We start from the raw sequence: 17,200 nt of genomic DNA on the forward strand, positions 1-17,200 counted from the left end.
TTCAGCCTTTCGCGGGTTTGACTGCGGCGGCGGCGGCCTTGGCGCGGTCGCGGGCACTATCGGTGGTCTTGGCCGTGGCAAGCGCCACGCCCATGCGGCGGCGGACGAAGGCCTGCGGCTTGCCGAACAGCCGAATATCGACACCGGGCATGGCGAGCGCATCGGCGACGCCATCGAACACAATGCCCGTCGCGTCCATGCCGCCGTAAATCACCGCCGAGGCCCCGGGCTCGCGCAGGCTGACGTCGACCGGCAGGCCGAGGATGGCACGCGCGTGCAGTTCGAATTCGTTCTGCCGCTGCGTAGCCATCGTCACCATGCCGGTGTCGTGCGGGCGCGGGCTGACTTCGGAGAACCATACCATGTCGCCCTTGACGAACAGTTCCACGCCGAAAAGCCCGCGCCCGCCGAGGTTGCCGGTGACGGCGGCGGCGATCTCCTGGGCGCGTTGCAGCGCAGCGGCAGACATCGCCTGCGGCTGCCATGATTCGACATAGTCGCCTTTTACCTGCACATGGCCGATGGGTGCGCAGAAATGGGTCTCGATCTCGCCCGAAGGCCCGCGTGCGCGCACGGTCAGCAGCGTGATTTCATAATCGAAATCGATCACGCCCTCGACGATGACGCGGCCTTTGTCCACCCGGCCGCCGCTGGCGGCATCGTCCCATGCGGCCTGCAACTGGCTGGCGTCGTCCACCCGCGACTGGCCCTTGCCGGACGACGACATCACCGGCTTGACGATTACCGGGTAGCCCAGCTTTTCCGCGGCGGCCGACATCGCTGCGAGGCTGTCGGCGAAGACATAGGGCGAGGTTGGCAGGTTCAGGGTCTCGGCGGCGAGCCGGCGGATGCCCTCGCGGTTCATGGTGAGATTGGCGGCACGTGCGGTGGGAATGATCTCGGCCAAGCCTTCGGCCTCGATCTCCAACAGGGTCTCGGTGGCAATGGCCTCGATTTCGGGCACGACCAGCTGCGGTTTCTCGGCCTCGATCAGCGCGCGCAGCGCCGAGCGGTCGCTCATGTCGGTCACATAGGCCCGATGCGCGACCTGATGGCCGGGCGCATTGACGTAGCGGTCGACGGCGATGACTTCGACGCCCAGGCGCTGCAGGGCGATGATGACTTCCTTGCCGAGCTCGCCTGCGCCCAGGAGCATGACACGGGTGGCGGAAGGGGAAAGCGGGGTGCCGAGTCGCATAGTAAATCCAGCAAAACCAGAAAAACCGATTTTACCGTGGCTTACAGGTATTCCTCGATCGGCAGCGCCTGCAATACGCGCAGCAGGCCGCGTTGGATCGGGGTGGTGTCGGGTTCGCGGTCGAACGTGCGTGGCCTGCCCTGGTGCACGTCGGTCCATTGCAGGTGTCTGTCGATCTTTCCGTTGACGGTTTCGACGACGAGTCGTGGCTGGAAGCTGCGTTCAGGCCGCATCGCATCTTCGGCCATGTCGGTGACCTCGCGGGCGAGTTCGGGCGAATGGATCACCAGGCCCATTTCGGTGTTGAGCAGGGTCGAACGCGGATCGAAGTTGAAGCTGCCGATGAACACGTGTTCGTCGTCGAATACGAACGTCTTGGCGTGCAGGCTGGCGCGCGACGAGCCGCTGCGCAGGTCGCGCAGGCGGCCGCCGATGGGTTCGGCCACCGGTTTCAGTTCGTAGAGATTGACGCCGGCCTCCAGCAACGGAATGCGGTAGTTGGCATAGCCGGCGTGCACAATCGGTACGTCGCTGGCGGCGTAGGCGTTGGTCAGGACGTCGACCTGTACGCCCTGGCTGCGCCAGTATTCGAAATAGGCCATGCCCGCGGCGCCGGGCACGAAATAGGGCGATACGATGAGGGCATGCCGGGTGGGGTTGACCCAGAGCCCGGCGAGCTGTCCGACCAACAGATTGGAAGGCGATTTGCTGTGCTTGAGCACTTTTTCCGGCGGGTCCACGATGAAATCCGCAGGTGCAATGCGCCAGGGCGTGTCGCCTTTCAACAGCCGGGGAATGGGATCGGCCACGGTCAAGGCGTGGCCATACGCACTGTCGAACTGCCGGGCACGGAATTCATATAAACGCCGGGCGGTGCGCTGCAGCCGCTTGTCGCTAGGCGTGATCGGCAGGGCGGAGGCGGGTACGGCGGCCTCGCTGTTCCAGTAGGTGTCGAACGACTGCGCCAGCGCGTTGACGATGGCGCCGGCAGCGACGACGTCGAGGTCGATGAAGGCGAGGTCACGGTCGGCACCGAAATATTCGTCTCCGATGTTGCGCCCGCCGGTGATGCCGACCTGGCTGTCGGCGATGAAGACCTTGTTGTGCATGCGGCGGTTGAGGCGGACGCTTTCGCGCAATGCCTGCCAGCCCTTGACCAACAGGCTGGTGCTGCGGGTGTGGAAGGGGTTGAACAGCCGCACCTGGATATTGGGATGGGAATTCAGCGTGGCGAGCCCCAGTTCCTTGTCGGCGGTGTCGATATCGTCGATCAGCACGCGCACGCGCACGCCGCGGTCGGCTGCGGCCAGCAGCGAAGCGGCGACCATTTTGCCGGTGGTGTCGTTGTGGAACAGGTAGTACTGCACATCCAGCGTGCGGGTGGCGCGCTGTGCCAGTGCCAGGCGGGCCGCCAATGCCGCCTGGCCGCTCTGCAGCAGATGAAAACCCGATTCGCCAGGCGGAATCCAGGCCGCCAGCTGGGTTTTCAGAGGGCTGTCGGCCTGGCTGGACAGTGCCTGCGAGGGCAGGCGTCGGGCGTCGAGATTGAGTGTGGGCGCACAGCCGGCAAGCAGCAACGCAAGCAGGCCGATGCAGACGAGCGGATCAGACCGTATGCGCATCCAGCCGATGCCAGGCGAAATGGGGGCCGGGATCGGTCTTGCGGCCCGGCGCGATGTCGCTGTGGCCCACCACGGCCTGGATCGGGTAGGCCGTTTTGAGCATGGCCAGCAGCGGGATCAGGGTCGCATACTGGGCATCGGTGAAAGGCAGATCGTCGCTGCCTTCCAGTTCGATGCCGATGGAAAAATCGTTGCAGCGCTCGCGTCCCTGCCAGTTCGATGCGCCCGCGTGCCAGGCGCGCAGCGCGCACGGCACGAACTGGATCAGGCTGCCGTCGCGGCGGATGAAGAAGTGCGCGGACACTTCGAGACCGCGAATACCCTGGTAATACGGATGCGCGTCCCAGTCGAGCCGGTTGGTGAAGAGGTCGATCACCGCTTCGCCGTCGAATACGCCCGGCGGCAGCGAAATATTGTGGATGACGATGAGCTCGATCGCCGCACCTTCCGGCCGCGCATCGCAATTCGGCGAAAGCAGGTGGCGCGCGCCGGACAGCCAGCCGGAGGCATCGAGGTCGCTGGGATCAGAGGCTGAAATCGACATGGCGCAAGCTTACTCGACCCGCGCAAACTCTGGAAACATCGGCTGACACCCCTTAGACTGCCGACTTTCCAGGAATTCCGGGTGCGACATGACAAGCTTGGACGCGCAACAACTGCTGGACCACGCCGAGTGCATCGCATCGGAGGGCGAAGTGCAGGCCGTGCTCGACCGCCTGGCAGGCGAGATCGCGTTGGGACTGCGGGACACGTTTCCGCTGGTGCTGGCCGTCATGGGTGGAGCAGTGGTATTCGCCGGCCAGTTGCTGCCGCGGCTGCGCTTTCCGCTGGAGTTCGATTACCTGCATGTCACCCGCTATCGCGGCAAGACCGAGGGAGGCGAGGTGGAGTGGCGGGTATTGCCGGGGCAGAATGTGGTCGGCCGCAACGTGCTGGTGCTGGACGATATCCTGGACGAAGGCGAAACCCTGGCCGCGATCCGCGACAAACTCGTGGGCATGGGCGCGGCGCACGTCTGGTCGGCGGTGCTGACCAACAAGGACAACGGATTAGACAAACCGATCCGGGCCGATTTTGTGGGGCTGGACGTGCCCAATCGCTACGTGTTCGGCTGCGGCATGGATGCGTATGGATTGTGGCGCAATCTTCCAGCCATTTATGCTTTAAAGGACAAATAACATGCTGGGCATCATCGGCGGTACCGGTCTTACGCAACTGGCCAATCTGGAAATCACCCATCGTCAGGTGGCGCGTACGCCCTACGGCGAACCCTCGGGCGCACTCACCTTCGGCCGCATTTGCGGGCAGGAGGTAATCTTCCTGGCGCGTCATGGCTATGGGCATACCATTCCGCCGCACGATGTGAATTATCGCGCCAACCTGTGGGCGCTGAAGGAACATGGCGTCGACCGTGTGGTGTCGGTGGCCACGATCGGCGGCATACACCCCGAGCTGATCCCCGGTACGCTGGTCATCCCCGATCAGATCATCGACTACACGCACAGCCGTGCCGCCACGTATTTTGTCGGCAGCGACAAACCGGTGACCCATCTCGATTTCACGACGCCCTATTGCGGTGCCATGCGCGTGGCGCTGCTGCAAGCCGCCGTCCGCGCCGGCATCAGCCTGCGCGACGGCGGCGTCTACGGCGCAGTGCAGGGGCCGCGCCTGGAAACGGCGGCCGAAATCAACCGTATGGAGCGCGATGGCGCCGACATGGTGGGCATGACCGGCATGCCGGAAGCCTATCTGGCGCGCGAATTGGCGCTCTGCTACGCGACGGTGGGCGCAGTGGTCAATCATGCGGCCGGCCGAGGACTATCGTCCGAAGGCATCCAGATGGGTGAAATCCAGGCCGTGCTGGGCGAAGTGATGCTGCAGGTGCGGCATCTGCTGGAACAACTCGTGACCGACGACGCGGCCGGCTTGTGCACGTACTGAGCTTGGAATGAAGCGAACCGTATGAAACTCTATCGCGCCCTGCAGTCGCAGGGATTCGGTTCACGCAAGAGCTGTGTGGCCCAAGTGCGTGCGGGCGCGGTCGGGGTCAACGGTGCGGTCTGCGACGATCCGGAGACCGAGGTCGATCCCGCAGGGCTGGAACTGACCCTCGACGGCGTGACCTGGATGTTTCGCGAGCAAGCCTATGTGCTGATGCACAAACCGGCCGGCTACGAGTGCTCGCATCATCCCAGCCATCACCCCAGCGTGTTTTCCCTGTTGCCGGCGCCGTTGCTGCAGCGCGGGGTACAGTGCGTGGGACGGCTCGATCAGGACACCACCGGCCTGCTGCTGTTTTCCGATGACGGCCAGTTCATCCACCGCATGATTTCGCCCAGAAAGGGCATTGCCAAAGTCTATCGCGCCACCTGTGCTGAATCCGTGACCGACGCCATGCTGGATGCCTTGCGTCAAGGCGTGGCATTGAACGACGAACCGGTGCCGATCGCCGCGCTGGCCTGCGACAGACTCGATGCGTGCACGTTGCGCCTGACACTCGCCGAAGGCAAATACCATCAGGTCAAACGCATGATCGCGGCGACAGGGAATCGGGTCGAGACGCTGCATCGCGAAGCCATCGGCAGCCACGCCCTGCCCGCAGACCTGCCGCCCGGCGGCTGGCGCTGGTTGGCGCCCGCAGACCTGCAACAGCTGGAGCAGCCATGGCCATCCGCGAGGTCCTGAAAATGGGTGATCCGCGCCTGCTTGCGCAGGCGCGTCCTGTGGAGGATTTTTCCTCGCCCGAACTGACGCAATTGATTGTCGATATGCAGGACACCATGCGCTCGCTGAACGGGGCCGGGCTGGCGGCGCCACAGATCGGCATCGGCCTGCAGGTGGTGATATTCGAAGTTGCCGCCAATCCGCGTTATCCGGAAGCCGAGAACGTTCCTTTCACGGTGCTGATCAACCCTGTGCTGACACCCCTGTCCGATGTCATGAAAGAGGGCTGGGAAGGCTGCCTGTCGGTGCCGGGCATGCGCGGGCTCGTGCCGCGCCACGTATCCCTGCGTTACCAGGGCTTCGATGCCACCGGGCAGCCGATCGATCGCAGCGTGAACGATTTCCATGCCCGTGTGGTGCAGCACGAGGTCGACCATCTACACGGCATTCTGTATCCGATGCGTATCCGTGACCTGCGCGCTTTCGGCTTCACCGAGACCTTGTTCCCGGGACAAACCCTGCAGGACGATTGACGGGTTTTCGACGCTTTCGGGCATGCATTTAGCTTGCCTAAAGTTGCGACGGTCCTCGCCGCTAACTTGTAGCGTAACCGTGGGCGATGTGCCCCGGCACACGCAGCAAGGACACCCAATGATCCCGGAACATCAGATCCAGCAGGCCCAGCGTCACATCCACCACGCCGACGTGATGATGGACGAAGCAGCCCAGCTCGACGACATTGCTGTCCAGTTGATGGCCGTGCAGCGGCACTGGACCGATCCCAACCGCCCGCTGCGCCTCATGGCCGCGCTGGAAGCCAGCCGCAGCGTCTGGCACGCGATCCAGACCGGACTGGCCGAAGGCACATTGGCGCTGCCGTTGGACATGCAGCACAACCTGCTGATCCTGTCGGTGTATGCCGACTGCAAGATCGGTTTGTGCGAGGCCACGCCTGACGTTGATACCCTGGGCAGCCTCATCGCCTTGACGCGCACGCTGGCCGGCAGCCTCAAGGAATGGCGGGAGGCGGCATGAGCCTGTTTCAAGATTACGAACGGTATTCCGGCCTGAGTCTCGCCGATGTGGCGGGGGTCAGTACGTCGGTTCGCCCCGGGCGCGGGCGCAATCGCGTCAAGCCCGACGTGGATGAAAAGGTCAAGAAGCCGGCCGACGGCGTACGCAAGAAATCACCGCCTGCCCGCAAAACACCGTCGCGCGGCCGTTACGTCGACGAATACGCGCGCCCGGCCGTCTAGGGTCCGACGCAGTTCACTTCAGCACTTCGATCGTCTCGGCTTCCAACGCCTCGCGGCCCGCGGGCGTCTGCAAGGCGGCGCCCCGGATCAGAAACGTATCCTCCACCCGTTCGCCCAGGGTGTCGATCTTGGCGGCATAGACGTTCACGTCATGTCGCATCAGCACTTCTGCCACCGCGAATAGCAAGCCGCCGCGATCCGCGCAGGTGATCGACAGCATATGGCCGTGGCCCTGTGCGTCGGCTTCCAGCTGTACCGTGGTGGGGTAGGGGTGGTGACGCTGATGGCGTGACAGGCGGCCGCGCGGCACAGGCTGTATCGGACGCGTAGGGTCGAGATCGCGCGCCAGTTCGTATTCCACGAAATTCAGGAAATCGCGGTAATGGATGCCGCGATTGGCCAGGTCCATCACCTGGAAACTGTCCAGGGCATAACCATTGCGTGTGGTGTGGATCTTGGCTTCGAGAATGGTGTACTGGATACGGGCGAAAAAGCCGCAGATACGCGCGAAGATGTCGGCCCGGTCGGGTGCGTAGACCAGCACCTGGATGCCCTCGCCGGCCGGCGACAGCCGCGCCCGCACAATGGCGTCAGTACTGTCGGTACGGCGCCACAGCATGCGCGCCTGCCAGGCCATGTCGCGGGCGTCGAAGCGGACGAAATAGCGTTCATCGAGATGCTGCCACAACGCATCGGCGGCGCTGGCCGGCAGGCCATACAGGGCGAGATTGACCCGTGCTTCGTTCTGCCGGGCGGCAATGTCCGCCACCGCGGCGTCGCTGCCGGCCAACCGGGCATGGGTGGCGTGATAAAGGTCTTCCAGCAGCTTGCCTTTCCACGCGTTCCACACCTTGGGGCTGGTGCCGCGGATGTCGGCCACGGTCAGCAGATACAGGGCGTCCAGCCGGCGCGCGTCGCCGACCCGGGCGGCGAAGGCGGCGATGACTGCGGGGTCGCTGATGTCCTCTTTCTGCGAGGTACGCGACATCACCAGATGCATGTCCACCAGCCAGGCGACCAGCTCGCTGTCCGCCTTTTCGAGCCCGTGCTGCCGACAGAACCGCCGCGCGGCGACCGCGCCCAGTTCGGAATGGTCGCCGCCGCGCCCCTTGGCGATGTCGTGGAACAGGGCGGCCAGGTAGAGCAGTTCGGGCTTGTCGAACGCGGCGATCAGCCGGCTGGCAAGCGGGAATTCGTGCGCCAGATCCGCCACGGTGAAGCGCCGCACGTTGCGCAGTACGGTAAGGATGTGTTCGTCGACCGTGTAGACGTGGAAGAGGTCGTGTTGCATCTGTCCGACGACGCGGCCGAATGCCGGGATGTAGCGACCGAGCAGGCCATAGCGATGCATCGCGCGCAGCGCCCGGGTGAGGCCCAGCGGCTGGCGCAGCAGCGTCATGAACAGGGCGCGATGCAGCGGATCGGCGCGAAAGGCGGCGTCGATGCGGGTGCTGCCGCGCCACAGCGCGCGCAATGTTGCCGGCTCGAAACCGGCAAGCGTCGGGTGCTGGGCATAGACAATGAAGGCGCGCAGCAGAGCATCCGGTTTGTGCTCGAACAGGTCGGCTGCGCGCGCTTCGAGCAGGTTGGCGCGCAACTGGAAATCGGCATCGATCGGCTCGGGCGGCGCGGTCACCGGGAACAGCCGTACGCGCAGCGACTGGATGAGGATGTCATTGACGCGCTGAATCAGCTTGGCGGCCCGGTAATACCCTTGCATCAGGCGTTCGCCTGCGCGCTTGTGTGCAGTGGCGGCGAGCCCCAGCCGCGCAGCGAGCTCGGTCTGGTAATCGAAGGCGAGGCGGTCTTCGCGTCGTCCGGCCAGGAGATGCAGATGGATGCGCAAGGCCGACAGCGAATATTCCTCGCGCACAATGCGGCGCGCCTCGGCAGAGGTGAGCAGTCCGGCGCGCGTGATGCCGCTCCAGCTGCCCTGGATGCCGCAGGCCTGCGCCAGCCAATGAATGGTGTGCAGGTCGCGCAGGCCGCCGGGGCTGTCCTTCAGGTTGGGTTCGAGCTTGTAGGCGCTGTCGTCGAAACGTGCATGGCGGGCCTGCTGCTCGGCCAGCTTGCCGTCGAAAAAATGCTGGGCGTCGAAACGTGCCTGGAAGCGGCGGCCGAATTCGTCGAACAGGTCCGCAGCTCCGCACACGAAGCGCGCCTCCAGCAGGTTGGTTTCCACCGTGATGTCCGCGGCCTCGGCCAGACAGGCGTCGACCGTGCGTACACTGTGGCCGATCTCCAATCCGACGTCCCAGCAGGCCTGCACCCAGTTTTCCAGCGTGGCCTGCTGGTCGGGGGTGGGGTCATGGGGCAGAACCATCAGCACGTCCACGTCGGAACCGGGGAACAGTTCGCCGCGTCCGTAGCCGCCGACGGCCGCGAGGCAGAACGTGGGGGGGAGGGCGAGCCGTGCCGAGAGTTCGATCAGCACGCTGTCGACCAACGCAGCGTGGCGGCTCAGGTAGTGGGCGGTGGATTTGCGCAGGAAAGCCGCAGCCAGATCGGCGCGGCCCGATTTGAGCCGCTCGCGAAGATCGGCGAACGGCCGTTTGCTCACGCAGCGTGACGGATGTGGTCGGGAACGGCCGGGGTGCCGGCCGAGACGGTCAGGACTTCGTAGCCGTTGTCGGTCACCAGGATCGTGTGTTCCCACTGCGCAGAGAGGCTGCGGTCCTTGGTGACGATGGTCCAGCCGTCGGGCATCTGGCGGATGTCGCGGCGGCCGGCGTTGATCATCGGCTCGATAGTGAAGGTCATGCCAGGTTCCAGCACGAGGCCGGTGCCGGGCTTGCCGTAGTGCAACACCTGCGGGTCCTCATGGAAATTGAGACCGATGCCGTGGCCGCAGAACTCGCGTACCACGCTGTAGCCATGGTTTTCGGCGAAGCGCTGGATGGCGTGGCCGATGTCGCCCAGACGAGCGCCCGGCTTGACACGATCGATGCCGACCCACATCGCTTCGTAGGTGATCTGGATCAGGCGCTTGGCCTGGATCGACGCCTCGCCCGCCGCGAACATGCGGCTGGTATCGCCGTGCCAGCCGTCCTTGATGACCGTGATATCGAGGTTCACGACGTCGCCGTTCTTCAGCACCTTGTCGCCCGGCACCCCGTGGCACACCTGGTTGTTGACCGAGGTGCAGATCGACTTGGGATAAGGCGCGTGCCCCGACGGCGCGTAGTTCAGCGGCGCCGGGATCGTGCCCTGCACGTTGACCATGTAGTCGTGGCACAGGCGGTCGAGCTCGCCCGTGGTGACGCCGGGTTTGACGAAGGGCGTGATGTAGTCGAGCACTTCCGAAGCAAGTCGTCCGGCGACGCGCATGCCTTCGATTTCGGCGCCGGTTTTGATGGTGACAGTCATGATGTTTGGGCTGGATGCGGGGCTTAAAGCAGCATTCTAGCGCGCCCGACAGGTGCCGGAAAAACCATGCTTACGTCATGGGGGTATGCAAGCAGGGGACGCACTGCTGCATTCCCGCTTGCATGCCTGGCCGGAAACTGCGCCGGCTATCTGCGCCGTCCCTACTGGCCCGCGGATGACGCACCGCTGCTACGAACCTGTTCGCGGGTTTCGGTGCGGATCTGGTCGCGGTTCTGGTTACGCTGCGCACTGTTGGCCTGGGCGCCATCGCGCGTCTGGATGCGCTTTTCATTGCGGCTTTGGGTGCGCGTTTCCTTGCGTTGTGTCGAATCAGGGTAGGACATTCCGGTATTGCCCATTCCCATGCCGCCCCCCATGCCGGCGTGGCCGCCCTTGGCGTGGACTGTGCCGCTGGCCAGACCGGCGGCAAGCAGGATGACGGAAAGGATTTTTGTCGATTTCATGGTGCACTCCTTAAAGTGGGTGGGATTAACGACCCCGTCGTCCGGTGCCGGCGCCAGGGGCGGTACCGGGACTGATGCCTGGCGCCGCGCCACCCATTTCCGGGTGGCGATGCTCGTAGCCCGCGCCATAAGGCAGACGGACGGGAGCCTGCCGACTGTCCTGGGTTGGCGTTGGCGCGCGCAGATTACGCTGTACCGCCTCGTCGACCGGACTTGTACCGGGAGGGTGTGGGGGGTCGCGCGGCAACGACAGGTTGAGAGGGCGAGGCTGCACGATGTTCGCGCTGCCCTGGCGTGCCTCGGCCAGTGTCGGCATGGCAAGGGCCAGAACGGACGGGACAAGGAGCAGGCTCAGGCGGGGCAGGGTCATGTGCGGTTCGGTTTCGTTGAGGCCGCGGGATTGCGGTTGGAATGCAGTATGGGTCGGTTGTGTCGCTGTGCAATGTCGGCTGGATGGCACTGCGTGCCAGTGTGTGTCCGTTTGTGACAGGCGGGCCGGAAAGGCCCTGTTGTGGAGTAGGATAAAAACATCGGGCGCAAGGCCCGAAAACCGTAACCCGCCTCCAATCCGGATGTCGCATGATGCAATCGTTCAAGCCTGTTGTGCCCAACCCTGCCCGGAGTGCGTTGTGACGGCACTCGCCGCGGCACGCATCCTGGTGGTGGACGACGACCCGGGGCTGCGCACTTTGCTGGAGGCATACCTGGGCGACAGCGGGTTTGCGGTAGAGACGGCAATGGACGGAACGGCCATGTGGCAAGCGCTGGAGCGCAGCATGCCGGATGCTATCGTGCTCGACCTGATGATGCCGGGCGAGGACGGACTGTCGCTGGCGCGCCGTCTGCGCAGCCAGTCGAACGTGCCGATCCTCATGCTGTCGGCGCGCGGCGAGGAGATCGATCGCGTGGTGGGCCTGGAAATGGGGGCCGACGACTACCTGGCCAAGCCTTTCAGTCCACGCGAACTGCTGGCCCGCCTGCGTGCGCTGCTGCGGCGCAGCCAGGGACAGGCCGAGGCTGTCCCGCAGCCGGCGCTGCCCAGCTTCGGGCCGTATCGGCTGGATGCGGCGAGCCACCGGCTCACTCGCGACGGCGTCGAGGTGAAACTGTCGACCGCCGAATTCGCCCTGTTGCGCATCTTCATCGAGCACCCGCTGCGGGTGCTGTCGCGCGATACCCTGATCGACATGCTGAAGGGCTACGAGCGCGATCCCTTCGACCGCAGCGTCGATACCCGCGTCACCCGGCTGCGCCGCAAGATCGAGCCCGATTCCGCCGAGCCGGTCTACATCCGCACCGTGCGCGGCGAGGGCTACCTGTTCAATCCGCGCGGCGGCGCGGCGTGAGGCTGTCGTCGCGCCTCAGCCTGACGCAGCAGAATGCCTTGCTGCTGGTGGTGTTCTTCATCATTTTCGAACTGCTGGTGGCGTCGGCCATCACCTACTTCCTGATGCTGCCGATGGCGCGCCGGTCAGCGTCCGATCTCGCGGGCCTGATGACGCTGTCGGTGCAGACCTGGAGCGAGCTGCCGCCGGTCACCCGCCCCGCTTTCGAAATCGAACTGGTGCGTTCGCACGCGCTGGCGCTGCGCGCCGAGCCGCCGCACAATCCCGCGCCGCCTTCGTGGCGGGAACCCTATCTGCGCTTTCTGGTGGCGTCCCTGAGCGCGCGGGCGGGCGAGCCGGTCACGACTTCGCGCGAGGAAATCCGGGGCGAGGAATGGTTCTGGGTGTCGCTGCCTGCCGGCGACGGGCACCTCTCGGTGGGGTTTCCCCATAGCCGCATCGGCCCGCGTCCGGTTCATGCCCTGCTGGCCTCGCTGGCCGGCGGTGCGCTGTTGACCCTGCTGGCGGCCTGGTGGCTGGCGCGTCGCGCCATCCGTCCGCTGCAACGACTGCAGCAGGCGGTCACTTCCGTGGGGCTCGGGCAGACACCGGAGCGCCTGCCCGAGACCGGGCCGCGTGAGATCGCCGCCCTCAGCCGCCGTTTCAACGAAATGGCGAAACAGGTGGAGGATCTGCTGGCTGCCCGTACCGTGCTGCTGGCCGGCGTGTCGCACGACCTGCGCACGCCGCTGGCACGGCTGCGGCTGGCGGTGGAAATGCTGGTGCGCAGGCCGAGTGCGGAACTGGCGGCGCAGGTGGAGGGCGACATCGAGGCGATGGACCGCCTGATCGGCGATGTCCTGACGCTGGCGCGCAGTTTCGGCCATGAAGCGGCCCAGCAGGTGGTGCTGCCCGATCTGCTGGCCGATCTGGTGCGAGCCACGCCCGGTGCGGCAGAGCGGGTGGAGATCAAGGCGGCCGATATCACGCTCGAGGTACCCCTTGGTGTCTTGCGCCGCATCCTGGCCAACCTGCTGGAAAATGCCCTGCGCTATGGCGGCGGGCAGCCGGTGACGCTGCGTGCCGAGGCGGCGGAAGGCGCGTGTCGCATCGGCGTGCTCGACCGCGGCCCCGGGATTCCTGTCGCGGAACAGGAGGCCGTATTCCGCCCGTTCTACCGGCTCGAAGCCTCACGTAACGTCGGCACAGGCGGCTCCGGGCTAGGCCTGGCGATCGTGCGCCAGCTGGCGGCCGCGCAAGGGTGGGAGGTCAGCCTGCAGGACCGGCCCGGCGGCGGGCTGGCGGTGTGGCTGCAGATTGCTCTGCCGCAGCCGGGCGCCTTGATATAAGTGTCCGTTCGAATTAGAATCGCGGGCTGTCCGAAATGGTTCGGACAAATTCGCACACCTGTCATTAAAGGGTGGCGGCGTGTTCAAACGTACACACGCGGCTGCTGACGGGTGGAGGCTCAACCCTTTAGGAGATTTTCATGTCTGTCACCATGCGCCAAATGCTGGAGGCCGGTGTCCATTTCGGCCACCAGACCCGCTTCTGGAACCCCAAGATGGCCCCGTTCATTTTCGGCCATCGCAACAAGATCCATATCGTCAACCTGGAAAAGTCGCTGCCGATGTTCCAGGAGGCGCAGAAATTCGTCCGTCAGCTGGCCGCCAACAAGGGCAACGTGCTGTTCGTCGGCACCAAGCGCGCCGCACGTGACATCGTGCGCGAAGAAGCGCAGCGCGCCGGCATGCCTTATGTCGACCAGCGCTGGCTCGGCGGCATGCTGACGAACTTCAAGACGGTCAAGCAGTCGATCAAGCGCCTGAACGAGCTGGAAGCCTCTCTGGCCGAACCGGGCCGTCTGTCGAAGAAGGAAATCCTCACGGTGCAGCGCGAAGTCGACAAGCTGAACCGCAGCCTGGGCGGCATCCGCGAAATGGGCGGCCTGCCCGATGCGATTTTCATCATCGACGTCGGCTACCAGAAGGGCGCCGTGGTCGAGGCCAAGAAACTGGGTATCCCGGTGATCGGCGTGGTCGACACCAACAACAGCCCGGAAGGCGTGGACTACATCGTTCCCGGCAATGACGACTCGGCGCGGGCGATTCGCCTGTACGCCCGCGGCATGGCTGATGCGGCGCTGGAAGGCCGGGCCCAGGTCATCAGCGAAATCACCGGCGGCGAAGAGTTCGTCGAGGTGGAAGAAGAAGGCGACGTCGCCGCTGAGTAAACGCGACGCGTTGCAACATCGCCGGGGTCGTTTCCCGGCGAGCGTATTCGAGGAGGGGCGTCTGCCCCTCTTTCCGTATTGAATTGTTTGAAACTGGATTGGGAGTTCGAAATGGCAGAAATCACTGCAAGCATGGTCAAGGATCTGCGCGAGAAAACCGATGCGCCGATGATGGACTGCAAGAAGGCGCTGTCGGAAGCCGGCGGCGACATGCAGAAGGCGGAGGAAATCCTGCGCGTGCGTTTCGGCAATAAGGCCGCCAAGAGCGCCGGCCGCGTGGCCGCCGAAGGGATCGTGACCATTGCCATCAGCGCCGACGGAAAGTCGGCCGCCATGGTCGAGGTCAACTGCGAAACCGACTTCGTGGCGAAGAACGACGATTTCATGGCGCTGTCCAATGCGCTCGCCGGCATGGTGCTGGAACAGAATCCGGCCGACGTCGCCGCGCTGTCCGCGCTGCCCTACAAGGGTGCCACGGTGGAAGCCTTCCGCACCGAACTGGTCGGCAAGATCGGCGAGAACATGTCGGTACGCCGCTTCGTGCGTCTGAGCGGCCAGGGCAAGTTCGCCAGCTACATCCATGGCGGCAAGATCGGCGTGCTGGTCGACGTGACCGGCGACGAAGCACTGGCGCGCGACATCGCGATGCACATCGCGGCGTCCAAACCGAAGTCGCTGGATGCCTCGGGCGTGGCGCCGGAGCTCATTGAGACGGAGCGCCGCGTCGCGATCGAGAAGGCCAAGGAAGCCGGCAAGCCGGAAGCCATGCTGGAAAAAATTGCCGAAGGCACGGTGCAGAAATTCCTCAAGGAAGTCACCCTGCTGTCGCAGCCCTTCGTCAAGGATGACAAGCAGACCGTCGAGCAGGTGCTGAAGTCGAAGAACTCGCAGTGCCACGGCTTTGTGATGTACGTGGTGGGCGAGGGCATCGAGAAGAAGGTGTCCGACTTCGCCGCTGAAGTTGCGGCCGCCTCCAAGGTCTGACGAGGCATGGCGCCGGTGCGACGCATCCTGCTGAAGCTGTCCGGCGAGGCCCTGATGGGGCCGGACAGCTTTGGTTATCACGCCGGAACGATGGCCGGCTTTGTCGGACAGATTCGTGAAGTCGTTGCGCTGGGCGTGCAGGTCGGCATCGTGGTCGGCGGCGGCAACCTGTTCCGCGGCGCCACCGGCGCGCTGTCCGGAATGAACCGTGCCACCGCCGACTCGATGGGCATGCTGGCGACAGTGATGAATGCGCTGGCGCTGAAGGATGCACTGCAGCAGGCCGGGGTCGAGGCACGCGTGCAGACGGCCGTGCACATTGCACACCTGGGCGAGGATTTCGAACGCGATGCAGCGGTGCGAGATCTGGAAGCCGGGCGGGTGGTGATTTTCGGCGGTGGCACGGGCAATCCGTTTTTCACCACGGATACCGCCGCTGCCCTGCGCGCGGCCGAGATCGGCGCCGACCTGTTGCTGAAGGCGACCAAGGTCGACGGCGTCTATACCGCCGACCCCAAGAAGGATGCGGATGCCCGCCGCTACGAGACTCTGAGTTTCGACGAGGCGATCGCCAACAATCTCGGCGTGCTCGACACCGCCGCCTTTGCCTTGTGCCGCGAACAGAAACTGTCGCTCGTCGTGTTCAACGTCTTCAAACCCGGCGCGCTGAAGCGCGTGGTGATGGGCGAGGACGAGGGTACGCGGGTAAGCAACCATTGAGGAGCTGAAATGGCTGAAACCACCATTGCCGATATCAAGCAGTCTGCCGAACAGAAAATGGGCAAGTCGCTGGAAGCGCTGAAGAACGATCTGGCCAAGGTGCGTACCGGGCGTGCGCATGCCGGCATTCTCGACCATGTCATGGTCGACTACTACGGCAACCCGACGCCGGTGCCGCAGGTGGCCAACGTATCGCTGATCGATTCGCGCACGCTGGGTGTGCAGCCGTACGAAAAGAACATGGTCGGCAAGATCGAGAAGGCGATTCGCGATGGCGATCTGGGCCTGAATCCGGCGACACACGGCGACATCATCCGCGTGCCGATGCCTTCGCTGACCGAGGAACGTCGCAAGGATCTGATCAAGGTCGTGCGCGGCGAGGCGGAAAACGCGCGCGTCGCGGTACGCAACATCCGCCGTGACGCCAATGGCACGTTGAAGGACATGGTCAAGGCCAAGACCGCGACCGAGGACGAAGAGCGCCGTACCCAGGACGAAGTGCAGAAACTGACGGACAAGTTCATCGGCGAGATCGACAAGATGCTGGCCGACAAAGAGAAGGACCTGCTCGCGGTCTGAGCAGTCAGGCGAGCATATCCGGCGTGTCTACCCGCAAGAAACAAGCGACACCTGCCGGCACTGACGTGCCGCGGCACATCGCCATCATCATGGATGGCAACGGTCGCTGGGCGAAGCGCCGGTTGATGCCGCGTGTCGCCGGGCATCGCAAGGGGGTCGAAGCGCTGCGCGGTGTGATCCGCGCCTGCGCCGAGCGCGGCGTGTCGCATCTCACGGTATTTGCTTTCAGTTCCGAGAACTGGCGGCGTCCGCAGGAAGAAGTCACCCTGTTGATGGAGTTGTTCATGCGCGCACTGGAAAATGAGGTTGCGCGACTGCACGAAAATGGCATCCGTTTCCGCGTCATCGGCGACCTGTCGGGTTTTTCCGAGCGTATCCAGGCCTTGATCCGTGACGCGGAGGCGCTGACGCGCGACAACACCCGCCTAACCTTCACCGTCGCGGCCAATTACGGCGGACGCTGGGACATTGTGCAGGCGATGAAGAAATTGATGGCGGCCGGCGTGTCGCCGGACGAGGTGGATGAAGCGGCGCTGGCGCAGAAACTCAGTATCGCCGACATGCCCGAGCCGGACCTGTTCATCCGCACCGGCGGCGAGCAGCGCATCAGCAATTTCCTGTTGTGGCAGCTGGCCTACACTGAGCTTTATTTCACCGATGCACTGTGGCCTGACTTTGATCCCGCGGCGCTGGACGAAGCGATCGCCTCCTATCGAACCCGTGAACGCCGTTTTGGCCGCACCAGCGAGCAGGTGCGGTCCGCGTCGTGACGGCCATTCCGGAGACGCC

20 protein-coding genes are annotated in these 17,200 nt (G+C 64.6%); 13 read left to right on the top strand and 7 right to left on the bottom strand.

The genetic code is table 11. The features are described 5' to 3' along the window. Position 1: 1 nt before the first annotated feature. From purT to ampD, 3 genes are read right to left on the bottom strand one after another with little or no spacing between them, the layout of a single operon-like run. Positions 2-1,198: a formate-dependent phosphoribosylglycinamide formyltransferase gene (purT, locus tag B058_RS0106145; protein WP_018507600.1), complete on the bottom strand. Its 1,197-nt coding sequence runs from the start codon at positions 1,196-1,198 to the stop codon at positions 2-4. A gap of 41 nt (positions 1,199-1,239) precedes the next feature. Beyond that, on the bottom strand, positions 1,240-2,820 hold the full coding sequence (locus B058_RS0106150) for a phospholipase D family protein (protein WP_018507601.1): 1,581 nt from the start codon (positions 2,818-2,820) through the stop codon (positions 1,240-1,242). Next, entirely contained in the window at positions 2,804-3,364 is a 561-nt protein-coding gene (gene ampD, locus B058_RS0106155; protein WP_018507602.1) for a 1,6-anhydro-N-acetylmuramyl-L-alanine amidase AmpD, read from the bottom strand. The genes B058_RS0106150 and ampD overlap by 17 nt, the downstream gene beginning before the upstream one ends. 88 nt (positions 3,365-3,452) lie before the next feature. Between ampD and B058_RS0106160 the strand changes: the two genes are divergently transcribed. From B058_RS0106160 to B058_RS0106185, 6 genes are all read left to right on the top strand, one after another. Next, positions 3,453-3,998, top strand: coding sequence for a hypoxanthine-guanine phosphoribosyltransferase (locus B058_RS0106160; RefSeq protein ID WP_018507603.1), 546 nt, complete (start codon positions 3,453-3,455; stop codon positions 3,996-3,998). Between the two features lies 1 nt (position 3,999). Further along, on the top strand, positions 4,000-4,761 hold the full coding sequence (locus tag B058_RS0106165; RefSeq protein ID WP_018507604.1) for an S-methyl-5'-thioinosine phosphorylase: 762 nt from the start codon (positions 4,000-4,002) through the stop codon (positions 4,759-4,761). A gap of 21 nt (positions 4,762-4,782) precedes the next feature. Further along, positions 4,783-5,505 carry a 16S rRNA pseudouridine(516) synthase gene (locus B058_RS0106170; RefSeq protein ID WP_018507605.1) on the top strand — a complete coding sequence of 241 codons (723 nt, stop codon included), beginning with the start codon at positions 4,783-4,785 and terminating at the stop codon, positions 5,503-5,505. Beyond that, entirely contained in the window at positions 5,484-6,017 is a 534-nt protein-coding gene (def, locus tag B058_RS0106175; protein ID WP_018507606.1) for a peptide deformylase, read from the top strand. The genes B058_RS0106170 and def overlap by 22 nt, the downstream gene beginning before the upstream one ends. A gap of 118 nt (positions 6,018-6,135) precedes the next feature. Next, positions 6,136-6,519: a flagellar biosynthesis regulator FlaF gene (locus tag B058_RS0106180; RefSeq protein WP_018507607.1), complete on the top strand. Its 384-nt coding sequence runs from the start codon at positions 6,136-6,138 to the stop codon at positions 6,517-6,519. Next, positions 6,516-6,740, top strand: coding sequence for a hypothetical protein (locus tag B058_RS0106185; protein ID WP_018507608.1), 225 nt, complete (start codon positions 6,516-6,518; stop codon positions 6,738-6,740). Before B058_RS0106180 ends, B058_RS0106185 begins: the two co-directional genes overlap by 4 nt. Before the next feature lie 13 nt (positions 6,741-6,753). Here the strand turns inward: B058_RS0106185 and B058_RS0106190 are convergent, their stop codons facing one another. From B058_RS0106190 to B058_RS18010, 4 genes are all read right to left on the bottom strand, one after another. Continuing rightward, a complete protein-coding gene (locus B058_RS0106190; protein ID WP_018507609.1) occupies positions 6,754-9,300 on the bottom strand; it encodes a [protein-PII] uridylyltransferase in 2,547 nt (848 codons plus the stop codon). Beyond that, positions 9,297-10,106 (bottom strand): type I methionyl aminopeptidase, encoded by an 810-nt coding sequence (map, locus tag B058_RS0106195; protein ID WP_018507610.1) that lies wholly within the window; start codon positions 10,104-10,106, stop codon positions 9,297-9,299. The genes B058_RS0106190 and map overlap by 4 nt, the downstream gene beginning before the upstream one ends. 161 nt (positions 10,107-10,267) lie before the next feature. Beyond that, positions 10,268-10,570 carry a hypothetical protein gene (locus B058_RS0106200; protein WP_018507611.1) on the bottom strand — a complete coding sequence of 101 codons (303 nt, stop codon included), beginning with the start codon at positions 10,568-10,570 and terminating at the stop codon, positions 10,268-10,270. 25 nt (positions 10,571-10,595) lie between these two features. Continuing rightward, entirely contained in the window at positions 10,596-10,940 is a 345-nt protein-coding gene (locus B058_RS18010) for a hypothetical protein (RefSeq protein ID WP_169335082.1), read from the bottom strand. Positions 10,941-11,199: 259 nt separating this feature from the next. Between B058_RS18010 and B058_RS0106210 the strand changes: the two genes are divergently transcribed. The 7 genes from B058_RS0106210 (at position 11,200) to B058_RS0106240 (ending at position 17,181) form a co-directional block, all read left to right on the top strand. Next, a complete protein-coding gene (locus B058_RS0106210) occupies positions 11,200-11,916 on the top strand; it encodes a response regulator (RefSeq protein ID WP_018507613.1) in 717 nt (238 codons plus the stop codon). Beyond that, positions 11,913-13,244, top strand: a complete 1,332-nt coding sequence (locus tag B058_RS0106215) for an ATP-binding protein (RefSeq protein WP_018507614.1) — start codon at positions 11,913-11,915, stop codon at positions 13,242-13,244. Before B058_RS0106210 ends, B058_RS0106215 begins: the two co-directional genes overlap by 4 nt. A gap of 140 nt (positions 13,245-13,384) precedes the next feature. Continuing rightward, on the top strand, positions 13,385-14,128 hold the full coding sequence (gene rpsB, locus B058_RS0106220) for a 30S ribosomal protein S2 (protein ID WP_018507615.1): 744 nt from the start codon (positions 13,385-13,387) through the stop codon (positions 14,126-14,128). Positions 14,129-14,239: 111 nt separating this feature from the next. Continuing rightward, on the top strand, positions 14,240-15,112 hold the full coding sequence (gene tsf, locus B058_RS0106225; RefSeq protein WP_026240698.1) for a translation elongation factor Ts: 873 nt from the start codon (positions 14,240-14,242) through the stop codon (positions 15,110-15,112). A gap of 6 nt (positions 15,113-15,118) precedes the next feature. Further along, on the top strand, positions 15,119-15,832 hold the full coding sequence (gene pyrH, locus B058_RS0106230; RefSeq protein WP_018507617.1) for a UMP kinase: 714 nt from the start codon (positions 15,119-15,121) through the stop codon (positions 15,830-15,832). A 9-nt stretch (positions 15,833-15,841) separates the two neighbouring features. Beyond that, on the top strand, positions 15,842-16,411 hold the full coding sequence (gene frr / locus B058_RS0106235; protein WP_018507618.1) for a ribosome recycling factor: 570 nt from the start codon (positions 15,842-15,844) through the stop codon (positions 16,409-16,411). 23 nt (positions 16,412-16,434) lie between these two features. Further along, positions 16,435-17,181: an undecaprenyl pyrophosphate synthase gene (locus B058_RS0106240; RefSeq protein ID WP_157265629.1), complete on the top strand. Its 747-nt coding sequence runs from the start codon at positions 16,435-16,437 to the stop codon at positions 17,179-17,181. The last annotated feature ends 19 nt before the right edge of the window (positions 17,182-17,200 follow it).

Origin of the sequence: Thiobacillus thioparus DSM 505, assembly GCF_000373385.1 — a bacterium.
GTDB lineage: Bacteria > Pseudomonadota > Gammaproteobacteria > Burkholderiales > Thiobacillaceae > Thiobacillus > Thiobacillus thioparus.